This window comes from Arthrobacter sp. 260, assembly GCF_013116745.1.
GTDB lineage: Bacteria > Actinomycetota > Actinomycetes > Actinomycetales > Micrococcaceae > Arthrobacter_D.
In genome coordinates this window covers 75,416-91,842 of the sequence record NZ_JABFOE010000003.1, presented here as the reverse complement: position 1 = coordinate 91,842, position 16,427 = coordinate 75,416, and the positions used below count along the sequence as shown (strand labels likewise).

The following is a 16,427-nucleotide window of genomic DNA, read 5'->3' as shown; positions in this document are numbered from 1 at the left end:
GCTACCGGCCGAAGCGTCGCAGCCGCAGCGAGTTGGCCACCACCAGCACCGAACTGGCGGCCATCGCCGCGCCCGCGACCATCGGATTCAGGAGGCCGAGGGCTGCGACCGGAATACCGATCGTATTGTAGAAGAAGGCCCAGAACAGGTTGCTCTTGATCGTGGACAGTGTCTTGCGGGAGAGTTCGATGGCCTGCGCCACCTGCTCCAGGCTGTTGCCCATCACTGTCAGGTCGGCTGCCTCGATGGCCACATCGGTGCCGGATCCCATCGCGATGCCCAGATCCGCTTGTGCCAGGGCAGCGGCGTCGTTCACCCCGTCCCCCGCCATGGCAACGGTGGCTCCCTCAGCCTGCAGCTTCCGGATCGCCTCCACCTTGCCCTCGGGCAGGACACCAGCGAGGACGTCCTCGGGAGCAATGCCCACCTGGTCCGCCACCCGGCGGGCGACCGATGCGTTGTCACCGGTCAGGAGGATGGGCCGCAACCCCAGGTCCTTCAGCCGTGTAATGGCGGCCGCCGATGAGTCCTTCACCGTGTCCTTCAGTGATATTAACCCTGCAACCCGGCCGTCAACAGCGACCCAGATCGCGGTGGAACCGGCGTCCTGCTGGTCAGCAAGCGCGGCCAGGTGTTCATCGGTGACAGGGACCCCGTTCTCCTGAAGCCACCCGGACCGCCCGGCGACCACAGTGACCGGACGGCCGCCGTCGACGACGGTTCCGATCACCCCGCCGCCAGCTGAGCTCCTGAAGTTGGTCACGGCAGGATGGCTTGGTGCAGCAGCGGCAATTGCCTGCGCAATGGGGTGCTCGCTGGCCGCCTCCACCGCGCCGGCCAGCGACAGGACGCGATCCCGGTCCAGTGTTCCCAGGACGACGACGTCGGTCACCGCGAGCTTGCCGGTGGTGACCGTGCCCGTCTTGTCCAGCACAATGGTGTCGACGGTCCGGGTGTCCTCAAGGACCTGTGGTCCGCGGATGAGGATTCCCAGCTGGGCGCCGCGGCCTGACCCGGTGAGCAACGCCGTCGGTGTGGCCAGACCCAGCGCACACGGGCAGGCGATCACGAGGACCGCGACGGCCGCGGTGAACGCCGACTGAAGGTCCCCGGTCAGGACCATCCACACGATGAAGGTCAGGACGGCGATGGCCAGCACAATGGGCACGAAGACCGCACTGATCCGGTCCGCGAGCCGCGCGATGGGAGCCTTCCCACTTTGCGCCTGGCTGACCAGGCGCCCCATCTGAGCCAGGGTGGTCTCGCTGCCCACCCGGGTGGCGCGGATCACTAGCCGCCCGGAGGTGTTGATGGTGGCGCCCGTGACGACGTCGTCGACGCCCACGTCCACCGGCAGGGACTCGCCGGTGATCAGGGAGGTGTCGACGGAGCTGGAACCGTCGACGACCACCCCATCGGTGGCGATCTTCTCGCCGGGGCGCACGACGAACTCGTCTCCGTGGACCAGGGAATCTGCAGGCACCCTCACTTCGACGCGGCGTCCGTCCTGCTCACGGAGTACTGTCGCATCCTTGGCGCCGAGGCTCAGCAGCGCCTTAAGCGCTTCGCCAGCGCGTTGTTTGGCGTTGGCTTCCAGGTACCGGCCCAGCAGGAGGAAGGTGACCACCACTGCTGCGACCTCGAAGTAAAGGGAGTGGTCACTCATCGACATGCCGGCGTGCTCGGTGATCGACGGGTCGGTGATCAGTTGCCAGGCGGAGAAGAGGAAGGCTGCGGCGACGCCGATCGATACCAGGGTGTCCATCGTGGACGCCAGATGCCGGGCATTGATGGCGGCGGCCCGATGGAAGGACCAGGCGGACCAGGTGACCACCGGCAGGGTCAGGGCGAAGACCACCCACCCCCAGTGGGGGAACTGGGCGGCTGAGACCATGGAGATGATCGCGATGGGTAGGGTCAGGACGGCAGCGACGATCAACCGGGGGCGCAACTGTGCTGCCGTTCCACCGTGGGAGAGGTGGTCGGAGTCGGCGGGAAGGGTGCCTTCCAGGGCTGGATCGGCGGCCGGGCCCCGCCCCGGAGCGCTGTGCGCCGGTTTTTTGAGCTGGGCGGTGTACCCGGTCGCCTGCACCGTGTCGACAATGTCCTGATCCGTTATGGTGTCGGGGACGGTGACAGTGGCGGACTCCAGGGGCAGGTTGACGCTTGCCTGGACCCCCTCAAGCTTCCCGAGCTTGCGTTCCACCCGTCCCACACAGGAGGCACACGTCATGCCCTGGATGTCGAGCTCGACGATCCTGGTGGGGGTGGTGGGAAGCTGGTCGGTGCTCATGGGGAATCCTTTGGTGGCTCCGGTGGGGTGCGGTGCTAGGCGTCGTTGGCGACAACCAGGTAGCCGGCCTCGGCTACTGCCTCGCCCACCTGCTCTGGGTCGAGATCAGTGGTGGAGGTGACGGTGGCGGTGGAAATACCGCCCTTGTTCAGGTCAATTGAGACTTTCTCGACGCCTTCGAGCGCGCTGATTTCCTCACTGACGGCGTCGACGCAGTGGCCGCAGGTCATTCCGGAGATATTGACGGTGGTGGTGCTCATGGGTGGTGCTCCTTGAGGTGGGCCAGGTGTTACCGCAGCAGTCGACTGATCGCTGCTGAGGCTTCCTGGACTTTTTCCTGGACAATTTCGGGGTTGCCGGTGAGCTGGGATTCGTTGGCGGCGCCCACCACGCAATGCGCGATGTGCTCCTCCAGCAGGCCGATGCTCACCGCATGGAGGGCCTTGTTGATGGCCGACACCTGGGTGAGGACGTCAATGCAGTACTTGTCTTCCTCGATCATCCGCGCGATCCCGCGGACCTGACCTTCGATGCGCCGTAAGCGCCGCAGGTAGGCGTCCTTGTCGGCGGTGTATCCGTGTTCAACGGTGGTGTCGGTCATCTAGTCCTCCTTGATCTCAGTCCAAAGTATACCCCCCACCCGTATATATCAAGTACCCCAGGGGGGTATACCTGATCTTTCTCAGGGAACGCCGAGCCTCATGCAATACGTTAGAGAGACTGGATAGGCCTGATGAACAAGGAAAAAGGTAGATGACCCTGCACCTCGAGACGTGGCAGAAGCGCGCGCTCATTGCCCTGGCCGGAGCGCTGGTGCTCTCCCTCCTCGCGCTCGCATTTGTAGCAGGCCGGGTCGGAACCGGCGTCGAGCATCCCGCCGCTAACAGCGCCGACGCGGGCTTTGCCCGCGACATGCAGATTCATCACACGCAGGCGGTCGAAATGTCTCGGCTGGTGCGTGACCGCACCGATGACGAGGTGGTGCGGGTCATCGCGTATGACATCGCGATGACCCAGCAGCACCAGATCGGCCAGATGTATGCCTGGCTCGAGGAGTGGGGGCTCCCGCAGAGCTCCTCCACTTCCAACATGGCCTGGATGGAAGGATCGATGGATCACCACGGCGGAGGCAGCATGCTGCGAGACGACGGGTTGATGCCCGGCATGGCGACCGAGGAACAGATGCAGGAACTGGCCGACGCCTCGGGGGTTGAGGCCGAGCGGATCTTCCTGAGCCTGATGATCACCCACCATGAAGCGGGCGCGGAGATGGCTCAGGCAGGGGCTGAGCTTGCCCAGGAGCCCCGGGTCAAGGTTGCCGCCGAGAAGATGGCTGAAGCCCAGGTCGCCGAGATCACGGCGATGGAAGACATGCTGGACGAACTGCCGTAACACCGACGGTACATTTGTTGTAGACACACCCACGGAAAAAAGGATTCACGCGTTGAATAAGAAGCGAGCTCAGGACAATGCCGACCGCCAGGCGCGGCTGGCGGCCATCCAGTCCAAGCAGCGGGCCAGCGACCGGAAGCGCACCACGCTGATCCTCGGAGGTATCGGCGCGGTGGTTGTGGCCATCATCGTTGCGGTGACCATTGTGATTGTGGGCCAGGTCCAGGAAAACCAGCGGATCGAAGAGCTCGCGAGCCAGCCCATCGAGGGCCTGCAGGAGTTCGAGGACCTCAGCTTCAACCACACCGATGCGCCGGTCGAATACGAGCAGTCCCCTCCCGTCGGTGGCGACCACAACGCGACCTGGACCAACTGTGGCATCTACCCGTTTGAGATCCCGAACGAGAACACCGTCCACTCGTTGGAGCATGGCGCCGTCTGGATTACCTACCAGCCGGACCTCCCCCAGGCGGAGATCGACACCCTCACCGATCTGGTGGGCTCCAGTGGGTACGTGCTGCTCAGCCCCTACGCCGATCAGGAATCACCCGTCATGGCGAGCGCCTGGGGCCTTCAGCTCGGCGTCGATTCCGCCGATGATGACCGCCTTGCGGTCTTCCTCGAACGGTACATCCAGGGCGAGCAGACCCGCGAGCCAGGCGCTGCCTGCTCCGGTGCCCTCACCCCGACGGCCTAGGTTCCCTCTAGCGAATCGACCGCATCGGCGCGCCTGACGGATCCCTCCCGGATCCTTAGGCGCGCCGCAGGCTCCACAGGGCCAGCGCCGACGCAAAGACCATCAGCGCGGCACCGATCCCCGAGGTCAGCACCACTCCACTGTCGAACGCGTGGAACGCTGACGCCAGCAGCTGACTGCCGCCGTCGGCCGGCAGTTCAGCGGCAATGTTGACGGCCCCACCCAGCGTTTCGGTAGCGGTGGTGGCCTGTTCAGGGCTCAGTCCTGCGGGCAGATCGAGGTTGCGCTGGTACGAGGCGAGCAGCACGCTGCCCAGCAGTGCTGTGCCGAAGACTGAGCCCACCTCGTAGGCCGTTTCGGAGACCGCTGATGCCGCCCCGGCCTTTTCGGCGGGCACGGTGGCGAGGATCAGGTCGTTCGACACCGTTTCGGACGCACCCACTCCCACGCCGAGCAGCATGAAGGAGAACAGCAGGATGGCCGCGGAGCCACCCTGGCCGGTGACGGCAACAAAGGCGTACGCGGCCGCCGAGAGCAGCAGGGCGACAGGGACGACGATCCGTGGTGGCACCCGGCGCACCACCGGCACCACCGCCAGGCCAGCAATGATGGTCATCACCAGCCCCGGTACCAGAATCAGGCCCGCGCTGAGTGGGCTGAGCCCGAGAACCAGCTGCAGGTGCTGGGAGACGAAGTAAATGAAGCCGACCAGCGAGAAGATCGCGAGCAGGTTCACCAGCACCGCACCGGTAAATGCCCGCACCGTGAACAACCGCACATCCAGCATGGGGTTGGACCGTCCGAGTTGCCGCCTGACAAACAGGGTGCCGGCGGTGAGCCCGATGACGACGGCGGCAACGGTCACCGTGACGGAGTCGCCCTTCGCGAAGTTCTTGATCGCGAACACGATGGGCAGCATGGTCGAAACGGACAGGACGATGCTCGCATAGTCCACGCGTCCGGGGTTGGGATCCTTGGACTCCGGGACGAGTGCTGGGGTGAGGGCCAGCATCAGCACCAGCACCGGAACAGCCAGCAGAAACACCGATCCCCACCAGAAGTGCTCAAGCAGGGCTCCGCCCACCAACGGTCCCATGGCCGCGCCGGCTGAGAATCCCGAGGCCCAGATGGCAATGGCCAGGCGGCGCTGGTTGCGGTCGGTGAAAATGTTCCGGAGCAGGGAAAGGGTCGAGGGCATCAACATCGCGCCGAAGACACCGAGACCCACCCGGGACGCGACCAGCAGTTCAGCGGTGGGCGAGTAGGCTGCGGCGACCGAGAAGACGGCGAAACCGATCGCTCCAATAATGAGCAGCCGACGACGGCCAAACCGGTCGCCGAAGCTGCCCATGGCCACCAGCAAGCCGGCCAGGACCAGCGGATAACTGTCGATGATCCACAGCAGCGTGGTGCCGCTGGTGTTGAACGCCAGCGAGATGGCCGGGGTGGCGAACGCGAGCACCGTGTTGTCGACGGCCACCAGGAGGACGGGGAGCATGAGGACAACGAGGGCTGTCCATTCGCGCCGGCCAGCACGGCCGACAGCGGGTGTGAGGGCAGCCGCTCCAGGGGTCGGCTTAGAGAGATGGGTCGAGTTGCTCATTTCTCGATACTATACCGTCCAGCCGGTACAGTAAAGCTGAAGAGAACGTTACGATGAACATATGGCTAGTTCCAAAGAGCGCATCCTCGACAGTTTCGAGAACATCCTTATCCGCGACGGGGAGCGGGCCGCCACCATGGAGTCAGTGGCCGCCGCAGCTGACGTTTCCAAGGGTGGCCTGTTGTATCACTTCCCGTCCAAGGAGGCCCTGGTGGACGCCCTGGGAGAACGGTTGCTCGCTCTGTCGGCGCGGGACCGTGAGCTGATGGCCGCCGACCCCGACGGCGCGGCCCGCTACTACGTGCGAACCTCGGTGTATGAGGACAGTGCCCTGGACCGTGCGCTGGTGGCGATGGCCCGGCTGGCGCAGCAGGGGCACCCCAAGGCGCAGCAGAACTTTGCCCGGATTCAGGCCTTCTGGCTGGAGGCGCTGGAAGCGGCACTGGGTAGCCACACGGTTGCCCGCGCGGTGAAGCTCATGGGTGACGGGCTCTACTACGAAGCTGCCTTCTTTGCCGGCAGCGGGGCAAACCAGCAGTCCACCGCTGAAATGGAGCAACTCCTGGAACTGGTGGATCTGCTGCAGTCCTCGGACCGCGGCGGTTCCTGACTTCCGCTACTCGCCCAGCAGCTCGGTGGCCAGGGTGCGGATCCGCTCGGCCAGCTCGTTACGCACACGGGCGACTCCGGCGGGGTCAAGGTCTGCGGGGTCTTCCACCTGCCAGTCCTCGTACCGCTTTCCCGGATAGATCGGGCAGGTGTCGCCGCACCCCATGGTGATGACGACGTCGGCGGCACGGACCACGTCGTCGGTGAGTGGCTTGGGGAACTCGGCACCCAGATCAATGCCGAGCTCACTCATGGAATGAATGACGTTGTGGTTGAGGTGCTCAGCCGGCATCGATCCGGCCGACCGCACATTGATGCGGCCCTCCGTGTACTGCTTGAGCAACCCGGCAGCCATCTGTGACCGACCCGCGTTCTGGACACAGACAAACAGGACCTCAGGCTTCCCGCTGGGACGGATGCCCTGTGCATGGGCGAGGGCATCCAGACGATCCTCGGCAAAGTGCTTGGTGATGGAGGCCAAATAGGTCTTGATTTTGGCCGTCCTGGCCAGCGCCGTGTAGGACTCAAAGACATAGCGGTCCACCATCTCCGGGCTGAACACGCCCTCAAACTTCCTGGCCAGCTCACCGCTGATCCGGTGCAGAACATGCTCATCATTGATCAGGCCGGGCATTGGGTGGGATCGAGAGGACATCTTTGCTCCTTGAGGTGAATCTTTGGTGTGTTTACCCAGTGCTGGTTCTAGTAGTCCGGGTCGTTGGAGCGCCCGTGGAGCGTTCCCGTCGGGAGGCCAATGGTGACCAGCTGCGGCGCGGCGCAGCAGTTGTCAGCCTCCGCGTCTGCAGGCGATGCGGGAGCGTCGCAGGAGCCACCCAGATCGGTACTGCAAACTCCGGTCTCCGGGAGGTCAAGCTGGACCTCCGCTGAGGCGGCCATGTCACCAGCGATCGCCGCCACCACTGACCGCACCTGCTCATAGCCGGTGGCCATCAGGAAGGTGGGAGCGCGCCCGTAACTTTTCATCCCCACGAGGTAGAAGTCTTTGTCGGGATGGGCCAGTTCTTTTGCTCCATGCGCCTGCACCGTTCCGCAACTATGGAATTCGGGGTCGATGAGTGGTCCGAGCGCTCGCGGCGCTTCCACCGCCGGATCCAGCTCCAGGCGAAGTTCTTTCAGGATGTCCAGATCCGGGCGGAATCCCGTTGCCGGAATCAGGATGTCGACGTCGACGGAGTCGTCGGAGGTGTGAACAGTCAACGCCTCGTCCGCCGAGAACCCTGTGATGGTGAAGGACGTCCTGAGTTCTACGACGCCGTCCTCAACCAGTTTGCGCAGCCGGGAGCCAAGCTGGCCCCGGGCGGGCAGGCCATCGAGGTCGCCGCCACCGTAGAGGCGGTCGGCGGAACCGGTACCGCGGACGGCCCAGATGATCGAGGTTGAACTGGTGGCCTTGGCTACCTGCCCCAGGGCAATCAGGGTGTTTGCCGCTGAATGCCCGGCACCCACGACCATCACGCGCTTGCCTTCGAACTTGTCCCGGTCATCGCCCGTCACGTCGGGCAACGGGTGAGTGATGAATCGTGCCGCTGCGCTCTCGCCGTGAGCGGGGAGTCCACCCTGACCGAGGGGGTTCGGTTGGTCCCACGTACCGGAGGCGTCGATGACCGCCCGAGCCAGATGGTCCTCGACCCCGTTGGGGCCGTCGACGCGGACCAGGAACGGTTGGGTGTCACGGCCCCTGGTGCGGGTCTTGTCCATGCCCTGGCGGGTTACGGCGATGACCCGGGTCTTGAGGTGGAGTGCCTCGGCTATCGCCGGCGCGGCTGCTAGCGGCGCCACGTAGTCGACCACCAGCTCAGCCCCGTACGGCAGTGCGGTACCTCGTGGCGCAATCCAACCGGTGGGCTCCAGGAGCCGACGCGCTGCGGCGTCGATGTTGAACTGCCACGGCGAGAACAATCGGATGTGGCCCCAGTCGCTGATGGCAGCGCCCGCCGTCGCACCCGCTTCGAAGATCAACGGCTGTAGGCCGCGTTCCAGCAGGTGGGCTGCAGCGGCGAGTCCGGTGGGCCCCGCCCCGATCACGACGACTGGGAGCCCGCTCATGCTGGCAGCAACTCAGCGATCAACGTCTCGACGCGGCCCTTGATGGTGTCGCGGATGGGGCGTACGGATTCGACGCCCTTGCCCGCCGGGTCCTCCAGCACCCAGTCCTCGTACCGTTTGCCCGGGAAATAGGGGCATTCGTCGCCGCAGCCCATGGTGACGACAACGTCGGAGTCCTTGACGGCGTCGTCGGTCAGCACCTTGGGGATCTCAGCGGACATGTCGATGCCGAGTTCACGCATCGCCTCCACCGTTGACGGGTTGATGGACTCGGCTGGCTGCGATCCGGCTGAGCGGACCTCGATCCTGCCCTCGGAGAGGGTGGTCAGGAACGCGGCGGCCATCTGTGAGCGGCCGGCGTTGTGGACGCAGACGAAGAGGACCGAGGGTTTGGTCGGTGAATCAGACATGTGAGCTTTCCTTTGCGGGTGTCAGGGGGTCGGTGGTGAAGAAGCGCTTCCGCGCCCACAGGGCCACATAGACCAGTGCAACAAGAACGGGAACTTCAATGAGGGGCCCGACGACGCCGGCCAGGGCCTGGCCGCTCGTCACGCCATAGGTGCCGATGGCGACGGCGATGGCCAACTCAAAGTTGTTGCCCGCGGCGGTGAACGCGAGGGTGGTGGTTTTGGCATAGCCAAGGTTCAGCAGCTTGCCGATTACCATGCCCGCGGCGAAGACCACCAGGAAGTAGATCAGGAGGGGCAAGGCAATGCGGGCGACGTCGAGCGGACGGGCAAGGATTTCGTCGCCCTGGAGGGCGAAGAGGATCACGATGGTGAATAGCAGTCCGTAGAGGGCCCAGGGTCCGAGCTTTGGGAGGAACTTGTCCTCGTACCAGTCGCGCCCCTTGGTGCGCTCGCCGATGGTCCGGGTGAGGAACCCGGCCAGCAGCGGGATCCCCAGGAAGATGAGGACGCTGATGGTGATGGCCCAGAAGGAGAAGTCGGCACTGGTGGTGGGCAGTCCCAGCAGGCTCGGGAGCCCTTGCAGGTAAAACCAGCCCAGCGCGCCGAATGCGAAGACCTGGAAGACCGAGTTGATGGCGACGAGTACCGCGGCTGCTTCGCGGTCGCCGCAGGCGAGATCGTTCCAGATCATCACCATGGCGATGCAGCGGGCCAGGCCCACGATGATCAGGCCGGTGCGGTATTCGGGCAGGTCCGGAACAAAGACCCACGCCAGAATGAACATGAATGCGGGTGCGGCGACCCAGTTGATCACCAGTGAGGTGATCATGAGCTTCCGGTCCTTGATTACCGCTCCGGTCTGGTCGTAGCGGACTTTGGCCAGCACCGGGTACATCATCACCAGCAGGCCGACGGCGATGGGCAGGGATACCGAGCCGATGGCCAGGGAGTCCAGCGCGCCGGCCATCCCGGGAATGAACTGGCCGAGCGCGATGCCCAGCACCATGGCGGCGATGATCCAGACCGGGAGAAGCCGGTCGAGGGTGGACAGTCTGCCGGCCGTGTCTTCGGCGGGAGGGGTTTGGGTACTCAAGGGGCTCCGTTGAACTTCGGGGGATGACCATCTAATAAATCGATGGTCGTCGATGCCTGAAGTATTTCCCAACACATCGACGAATGTCAATGTCAGTGCATAATGGATGGATGACTACCGCAGTGACCGCACCTCCCGATACCCTGACCGCCTGCTGCACCCCCACGGGCGAGCCGGCGATGTCGGTGGAGACGGCGTCGTCGTTGGCTGCCCAGTTCAAGGCCATCGCTGACCCGAACCGGCTGCGGATGGTGTCGATCATTTCCTCGAGCGAGAACGCCGAGGCGTGCGTGTGCGACATCACCGAGCCTCTCAATCTTGGGCAGTCGACCGTCTCGCACCATCTGAAGATCCTGGTGGACGCGGGCGTCCTGACCCGTGAGAAGCGCGGCGTCTGGGCCTACTACTCGCTGGTTCCCGGGGCGCTCGACAGCCTCGCCGGAGCGCTTACCGGCCGGTCCTAGGACCAAAACCCCGCCGGCACCTTGCCCGTCCCACGGGCCGAACTGTTGGACCTGGCGACTCATCCCGGGTTCAACCCGCCAGATCTCACGGTTCGGCGGAGGGGGGTTATACCGTGGTGAGCACCGAGAGGACGTTGCCCGCAGGGTCCTTGAACCAGGCGATATCAGGGCCGTTGCCGCGCATGATCCCCTTCGAATCGGTCGGCAGTCCGTCTTCGTAGATCTTGGTCTTGATCCCCGCGGCATTGAGGGCGTCAACTGCTTCATCGATGTCCGGTACGGCAAAGTTCAGGACGGTGAACGACGCCGGTTCGTGGTCGGGTTTGCCGTAGATCAGAATGATCCCGCCCGTCTCCAGATGAACCTCAAGGAAGCCCATCTCGTTGGTGACCACCTCCAGTCCCAGGGTCCCGCTGTAGAACTCCCGCGCGGCGTCGATGTTGTCCACCGACATTCCGCTGAACGCATTTTTGGTATCAAACAGCTTGGCATCAGACATTGTCGGCTCCTACCCGGTCTCAACCAATGTGTACGTCGTTCACATTGCCATAGATCAAATTTCTCCGACAGGGCTAGACTGCGAAAAATACAGCTGATGACCACCAGGAAGGAGCACCCCATGGGGAACAGGGGCTGGCAGGGGCACGTCTTTATCGGGATGAGCGTCGACGGCATGATTGCCCGCGCCGACGACGACCTCGACTGGCTGACCGGGGGTGCGGACCCTCCGGCTGACGGCGCGAATGATCCTGAGGCGGCCGGCTTCACCGAGTTCATGCAGCTGGTGGACCACATGGTGATGGGGCGCAGCACCTACGAGATTGTGCAGTCTTTCGGGGAGTGGCCCTACGGGGACACCCCGGTACTGGTGCTCAGCACCACTCTTGACTCCGCCGATCCCCGGATCACGGTGGTCAGGTCCCTCGACGAGGCACTGGTCCGGCTTGACGACGACGGTGCCCGGCACGTGTACGTCGACGGCGGCCGGACGGTCCGAACGTTCCTGGCGGAGGGGCTGATCAGCACGCTGACCCTCACCCGGGTGCCGGTGCTGATCGGCGATGGTAAACCCCTCTTCGGCTCACTATCGGCTGACATCCCGCTGACGCACGAGGATACGAAGGTGCTCTCCGGCGGCGCCGTCCAGACCCGTTACCGGGTCAAAACCGGCTAAAGCGCATCAGAAAAGTGGCGGACCCGCATATCAGTGGTGGCCCCACCACGAGGCTGCTGCTCCACCACTTTTCTGGGCCGCTGGAGCTGTTCCTGTGCCGGAGGAGCAGGCAGGACCCTACGTCAGCGGCGAAAACTCAATCCACCGAGGCCCCGCCGAGCTGTCGAGGCTCTCGCGCTCGCGTAGCGCGCCGCTCTCCGGGTCGATCGCGTACAGGGTCAGTCCGCCGGACGCCTCCCCGCACGCCAGGAGAAAACCACCCGTGGGGTCGATGTTCATCCCGCGGGGTTGCGCCTGAGTCGGCACGGTGTCGACAAGGGTCAGCGTTCCGTCGGCAGCGACGGCGACGACGGCGATCGTGCTGCTGGAGCGTTCGGTGCTGTACAGGAAGCGACCGTCAGGGGAGACCTGAAGTTCAGCGCACCAGATGGCGTTGGCAGCCGGTTCCGGCCCGGACCCGTCCCGGACCCGACCCGGCACGAGGTTCAGCCCGGGGGACACCGAGGAGATCCGCTGCTGCTCGGTAAGGGCCCCAGTCTCGAGGTCGCACGCGTAGGCTGCGATGTCTCCCGACATTTCATGAAGCGCATACAGGGTGTCCCCGGCAGGAGAGAAGCGGAGGTGCCGCGGTCCGCTGCCGGTCGGAGTGGCAATCTGGCCGCGGTTGGTCAGTGCCGGGGTGACTGGGTCCAGGGCCCACCACACGATCAGGTCATCGCCCAGGGCGGTGGCGTAGGCAAACCGGCCATCGGGGCTGGTGACGACGGCGTGGGCGTGTTCACCCGGCGCCTCGGTGAAGGTGGTGTCGGGCAGCATGCCGCCGTCGGCGTCGAGGGCCATCACGCTGACCAGATGGTCATTGTAGGAAGCGCCGAGCAGCACGCTGCCCGCCGGGCTGACGCTGAGGTACGCCATCCCTGCCGGCAGGTCAGCGTCCTGGCCCGGGGTGAGGGAGCCGTCCTGTCCGTCGACGGTCAGTGCCCGCACCGTCGGCGAGCTGGTGGCCAGCGCGGCATACAGGATGCGGTCTTCGGGGTGCATTGCCAGGCACTGAACCTTCGATCCCAGCGTCAGGGACGGGCCGGCCGTGAGCGTACCCGCCCCGGTGTCCAGCTGGAAGGTGTCAATGCTCTGGCCGTCGGCGCAGGCAACATGAACAGCGAATCGAGTCATACTCAACACCCTAGCAACAGCCAGTACGGCGTCACCGGTGTGCAAGCATTACAGCGGAGCAGATGCACCGAAGGTGCAGGAGAAGGAGCAAAACTGTGCACGTCCGTTTGGTCTTCCCACACCAGCTCTTCGAGGAGCACCTCGAAGCGCCCACGTCGGAGAGCTTCATCCTGGTGGAGGACGACCTCTTCTTCCGTCACTACCGCTTTCACCAGCAGAAGCTGGTGCTCCACCGGGCCAGCATGCGCCTGTTCGCGCAGCGGCTCCGGGATGCCGGCTACACGGTGGAATACCTCGAGTCCTCGGCTGCTGCTCCCAGCCAGGAACGTCTGGGTGCCCTGCTCGGTGAGGTCGGCGCTACCCGGTGCAGCTACTTCGACGTCGTCGACGACTGGTTGAACCAGCGGCTCGCCGCGACCCTCGGGAAGTGTGGACTGTCCCCGGAGGTCAGGACAAGTCCGGGGTTTCTCCTCAGTCAGGATGATCTCACCGGATACTTCAGGACCAACGGCTGGCGGATGCAGAACTTCTACGAGTGGCAGCGGCTGCGCCTGGGCATCCTGGTTGAGCCCGACGGCGGCCCCGTCGGCGGACGCTGGAGCTTCGACACCGAGAACCGGAAGAAGCTCCCCCGGGGGACCACGCTGCCGGACCTGCCCCGCTTTGACGCCGACGCCGAGGTGCGGGACGCTATCGACTGGGTGGCCAGCGAGTTCCCCGACAATCCGGGCACCGGCGGGGAGTTCAACTGGCCGGTCACCCACCGGCAGGCCGCTGATGCGCTCGAGGCGTTCCTGAACGACCGATTCGCAGACTTCGGCCCCTACGAGGACGCCATCTCTGCCCCCGACTCCTTCCTGTTCCATTCGGCGCTCAGCTCCAGCCTGAACCTGGGGCTTCTCAGCCCGCTGGAGGTGATGGATGTGGCCCTGGATCATGCGGGACGGCATGACACGCCGATCGCCAGCGTCGAGGGGTTCATCCGGCAGGTCATCGGCTGGCGCGAGTACATGAGGGCCGCTTACCTGCTGCGCGGCCGTGAAATGCGCACCAGTAACACCCTCGGGTTTGACCGTACCCTCGACCAGGGCTGGTGGACTGGGGACACCGGGCTGGAGCCGGTCGACGTCGTCATCCGCCGCGTCATGGACACCTGCTACGCGCACCATATTGAGCGGCTGATGGTCCTGGGCAACGCGATGGCCCTGCTCCGGATCGGCCCGGACGCCGTCTACGAATGGTTCATGGCAATGTTCATCGACGCCTACGACTGGGTGATGGTCCCCAACGTGTACGCGATGAGCCAATACGCGGCTGGGAACATGATCACCACCAAGCCCTATGTGAGCGGCAGCAACTACCTGAAGAAGATGAGCAATTTCCCGGCTGGCCCCTGGCAGGACAGCTGGGACGCGCTGTACTGGCAATTCGTCAGCGACCACCGCGACATGTTCAGCCGCAACCCCCGTTCATCGATGATGGTCAGCCTCTACGACAAGTTCGACGACGAGAAGAAGGCCCGCCTGCGGGAGGAAGCAGGGCGGTGGCTGTAGGGCAACGGAGCCCAGCACCGCGGAGACCCCAGCCAGGATGGACATCATCGACCCACTTCCTCTCAGTTAGCGGAATAATCGGGGAGGTGAGGCTTCTACAGGGCGGTGCCGCCTACCTCCGAGACAACTGGATCAACCTGCTGTGCGCCCTGGCACTGGCATCCCTGGCGTTGACCCCGTCGCTGGTGCCCCGTCCCACGGTGTTCCAGGGATTTCTTGCAGGGCTGTGGCTCATGCTCGGCTTCCAGTTGGGGTTTGCGCTCCGTGCCCTGGGTCGGGTGGTGTCCCGCAGATTCGGGTCCCTTGCACCCCGTCGGCGGCCGACCACCCCCGTCCCGTCGCGGTCCGCAGTTCGGTGGGGGCTGATCGTGGGCGCCGGTGTGGTTGCCTACGCGATCGGGTACGGGGCGTTGGTGGTGTCGTGGCAGAACGAGGTCCGCGCGCTGGTGGAAATGGAGCCGATCGATGGGCCCGGCTACCTCACCGCCGTATTGAGCGCGCTGGCTACTGGCGCCTTATGCTTCGGGATCTTCCGAGGCATTTCTGCGGTGCGCCGCCTGGCGTCGGGCGTGGCGGGTCGCCGTGGGGCGTCGCCACAGGCAGCACGCTGGATCGGGAGGGGCGCGGGACTCGTGGCGACGGTGCTCCTGGTAGTGGTCGTGGTGGGGGCAGGGTTGGGAGCGGTCAGGCAGATCTACGAGGGCCGCGATGCGCAGACTCTCTCTGGCAGTGGGCAACCGGCGGTGGCTACCAGATCCGGGTCGCCCCAGTCCGCAGCCGAGTGGGACGGTCTGGGCCGCCAGGGGCGCGCGTTCGCCGGAGGCGGACCGAGCGCACGGAATATTGGTGAGGTGACGGGGGCCGACGCCGTCGAGCCTGTCCGCGTCTACGCCGGGCTTTCGCAGGGTGCCGGTGTGGTGGAACGAGCCCGATTGGTGGTCGAGGAACTGGAGCGGGCTGGTGGATTCGACCGCGAGGTGTTGGTGGTGGCGACGCCCACCGGATCAGGATGGCTTGAGCCGCAGGCCATCGCGGCGCTGGAGTACCTGTACGGCGGCGACACCGCAACAGCGTCCATGCAGTACTCCTTTCAGCCCAGTTGGGTGTCCTTCCTCTTCGACCCGGAGTTGGCCGCCGCTTCCAGTCGTGCACTCTTCGACGCTGTGTATGAGCGCTGGGCGGAATTGCCCGACGGCGACCGGCCCCGCCTCGCGGTGTACGGACTCAGTCTGGGTGCACAGGGAATGCAGGGCAGCTTCGCGGGTCTGGCTGACCTGCTGTCGCGCACCGACGCGGCCCTGTTCACCGGTCCACCAGCGAACTCGCAACCGTGGCGCACCCTGCAGGAAACCCGGGACGCGGGCAGTCCCGTCTGGCAGCCCACCTACCAGCAGGGCAGGGACGTGCGGTGGCAGTCCAAGCCGGGGGACTTCGAGCGGCTGGGTGGCGAATGGCGGCAGCCCCGGCTGGGTTACCTGCAACACGCCACCGACCCGATCACGTGGCTTGATCCCGCGGTGATTATCCAGCGGCCCGAGTGGCTGGCCGGACCTGCTGCATCTGGAGGGCGTGGCGCGGACGTGAGCGATTCGATGCGGTGGATCCCCGGCGTGACCTTCCTGCACCTGGTGACCGACATGCTCGTCAGCGAGGCGGTTCCGCCCAGCCACGGCCACAATTTTGGCGATGTCGTAGTGGACGGGTGGGCGCAAGTCCTGCCGGGCCATGGCCGCAGCCCCGCGCAGCTGGCATCAATCCAGTCAGCGATTGAGCAGATCAATACCCACGATCCCATCTGGGAGTAAGCCTCAGGGTCCCGAGACCACCCGCTACGGGTGAGCCTTGACGGTGGAGTGCGGTGGAACGATAAGCGCATCGAGCGGGCAAGATGTCCCAGAG

At 65.1% G+C, this 16,427-nt stretch carries 17 protein-coding genes; 7 read left to right on the top strand and 10 right to left on the bottom strand.

The features are described 5' to 3' along the window. Position 1: 1 nt before the first annotated feature. From HMI57_RS04750 to HMI57_RS04740, 3 genes are read right to left on the bottom strand one after another with little or no spacing between them, the layout of a single operon-like run. Positions 2 to 2,293 (bottom strand): heavy metal translocating P-type ATPase, encoded by a 2,292-nt coding sequence (locus tag HMI57_RS04750; protein WP_171584798.1) that lies wholly within the window; start codon positions 2,291 to 2,293, stop codon positions 2 to 4. A 35-nt stretch (positions 2,294 to 2,328) separates the two neighbouring features. Next, on the bottom strand, positions 2,329 to 2,553 hold the full coding sequence (locus HMI57_RS04745) for a cation transporter (protein WP_171584797.1): 225 nt from the start codon (positions 2,551 to 2,553) through the stop codon (positions 2,329 to 2,331). A gap of 29 nt (positions 2,554 to 2,582) precedes the next feature. After that, positions 2,583 to 2,894 carry a metal-sensitive transcriptional regulator gene (locus HMI57_RS04740; RefSeq protein WP_171584796.1) on the bottom strand — a complete coding sequence of 104 codons (312 nt, stop codon included), beginning with the start codon at positions 2,892 to 2,894 and terminating at the stop codon, positions 2,583 to 2,585. 152 nt (positions 2,895 to 3,046) lie between these two features. Between HMI57_RS04740 and HMI57_RS04735 the strand changes: the two genes are divergently transcribed. Beyond that, positions 3,047 to 3,685: a DUF305 domain-containing protein gene (locus tag HMI57_RS04735; protein WP_171584795.1), complete on the top strand. Its 639-nt coding sequence runs from the start codon at positions 3,047 to 3,049 to the stop codon at positions 3,683 to 3,685. A gap of 52 nt (positions 3,686 to 3,737) precedes the next feature. After that, positions 3,738 to 4,382: a DUF3105 domain-containing protein gene (locus tag HMI57_RS04730; protein ID WP_171584794.1), complete on the top strand. Its 645-nt coding sequence runs from the start codon at positions 3,738 to 3,740 to the stop codon at positions 4,380 to 4,382. Positions 4,383 to 4,437: 55 nt separating this feature from the next. Here HMI57_RS04730 and HMI57_RS04725 read toward each other — a convergent pair whose 3' ends face one another. After that, on the bottom strand, positions 4,438 to 5,985 hold the full coding sequence (locus tag HMI57_RS04725) for an MFS transporter (protein ID WP_171584793.1): 1,548 nt from the start codon (positions 5,983 to 5,985) through the stop codon (positions 4,438 to 4,440). A gap of 61 nt (positions 5,986 to 6,046) precedes the next feature. On the opposite strand from HMI57_RS04725, the gene HMI57_RS04720 reads away from it, so the two are divergent. After that, the gene (locus HMI57_RS04720; protein WP_171584792.1) at positions 6,047 to 6,595 is read left to right on the top strand and encodes a TetR/AcrR family transcriptional regulator; all 549 of its coding nucleotides are present in this window, start codon (positions 6,047 to 6,049) and stop codon (positions 6,593 to 6,595) included. Positions 6,596 to 6,601: 6 nt separating this feature from the next. On the opposite strand, the gene HMI57_RS04715 is transcribed toward HMI57_RS04720, so the two are convergent. From HMI57_RS04715 to arsB, 4 genes are read right to left on the bottom strand one after another with little or no spacing between them, the layout of a single operon-like run. Beyond that, positions 6,602 to 7,249 carry an arsenate reductase ArsC gene (locus tag HMI57_RS04715; protein WP_171584791.1) on the bottom strand — a complete coding sequence of 216 codons (648 nt, stop codon included), beginning with the start codon at positions 7,247 to 7,249 and terminating at the stop codon, positions 6,602 to 6,604. A gap of 47 nt (positions 7,250 to 7,296) precedes the next feature. Then, positions 7,297 to 8,661 (bottom strand): FAD-dependent oxidoreductase, encoded by a 1,365-nt coding sequence (locus HMI57_RS04710; protein ID WP_171584790.1) that lies wholly within the window; start codon positions 8,659 to 8,661, stop codon positions 7,297 to 7,299. Beyond that, positions 8,658 to 9,071: an arsenate reductase ArsC gene (locus tag HMI57_RS04705; protein WP_171584789.1), complete on the bottom strand. Its 414-nt coding sequence runs from the start codon at positions 9,069 to 9,071 to the stop codon at positions 8,658 to 8,660. Before HMI57_RS04705 ends, HMI57_RS04710 begins: the two co-directional genes overlap by 4 nt. Then, positions 9,064 to 10,164 (bottom strand): ACR3 family arsenite efflux transporter, encoded by a 1,101-nt coding sequence (gene arsB / locus HMI57_RS04700; protein WP_171584788.1) that lies wholly within the window; start codon positions 10,162 to 10,164, stop codon positions 9,064 to 9,066. The genes HMI57_RS04705 and arsB overlap by 8 nt, the downstream gene beginning before the upstream one ends. 110 nt (positions 10,165 to 10,274) lie before the next feature. Between arsB and HMI57_RS04695 the strand changes: the two genes are divergently transcribed. Beyond that, positions 10,275 to 10,628, top strand: coding sequence for a metalloregulator ArsR/SmtB family transcription factor (locus tag HMI57_RS04695; protein ID WP_171584787.1), 354 nt, complete (start codon positions 10,275 to 10,277; stop codon positions 10,626 to 10,628). 106 nt (positions 10,629 to 10,734) lie between these two features. On the opposite strand, the gene HMI57_RS04690 is transcribed toward HMI57_RS04695, so the two are convergent. Next, positions 10,735 to 11,127, bottom strand: a complete 393-nt coding sequence (locus HMI57_RS04690; protein WP_171584786.1) for a VOC family protein — start codon at positions 11,125 to 11,127, stop codon at positions 10,735 to 10,737. Between the two features lie 96 nt (positions 11,128 to 11,223). Here HMI57_RS04690 and HMI57_RS04685 point away from each other — a divergent pair, with 96 nt between their 5' ends. Beyond that, positions 11,224 to 11,802, top strand: a complete 579-nt coding sequence (locus HMI57_RS04685) for a dihydrofolate reductase family protein (protein WP_228720933.1) — start codon at positions 11,224 to 11,226, stop codon at positions 11,800 to 11,802. Between the two features lie 117 nt (positions 11,803 to 11,919). On the opposite strand, the gene HMI57_RS04680 is transcribed toward HMI57_RS04685, so the two are convergent. Then, a complete protein-coding gene (locus HMI57_RS04680; protein WP_171584785.1) occupies positions 11,920 to 12,975 on the bottom strand; it encodes a lactonase family protein in 1,056 nt (351 codons plus the stop codon). Positions 12,976 to 13,070: 95 nt separating this feature from the next. Here HMI57_RS04680 and HMI57_RS04675 point away from each other — a divergent pair, with 95 nt between their 5' ends. Together HMI57_RS04675 and HMI57_RS04670 are read left to right on the top strand one after the other, a co-directional pair. Continuing rightward, entirely contained in the window at positions 13,071 to 14,528 is a 1,458-nt protein-coding gene (locus HMI57_RS04675; RefSeq protein ID WP_346655136.1) for a cryptochrome/photolyase family protein, read from the top strand. An 86-nt stretch (positions 14,529 to 14,614) separates the two neighbouring features. Further along, positions 14,615 to 16,333: an alpha/beta-hydrolase family protein gene (locus HMI57_RS04670; protein WP_171584783.1), complete on the top strand. Its 1,719-nt coding sequence runs from the start codon at positions 14,615 to 14,617 to the stop codon at positions 16,331 to 16,333. Positions 16,334 to 16,427 lie beyond the last annotated feature (94 nt).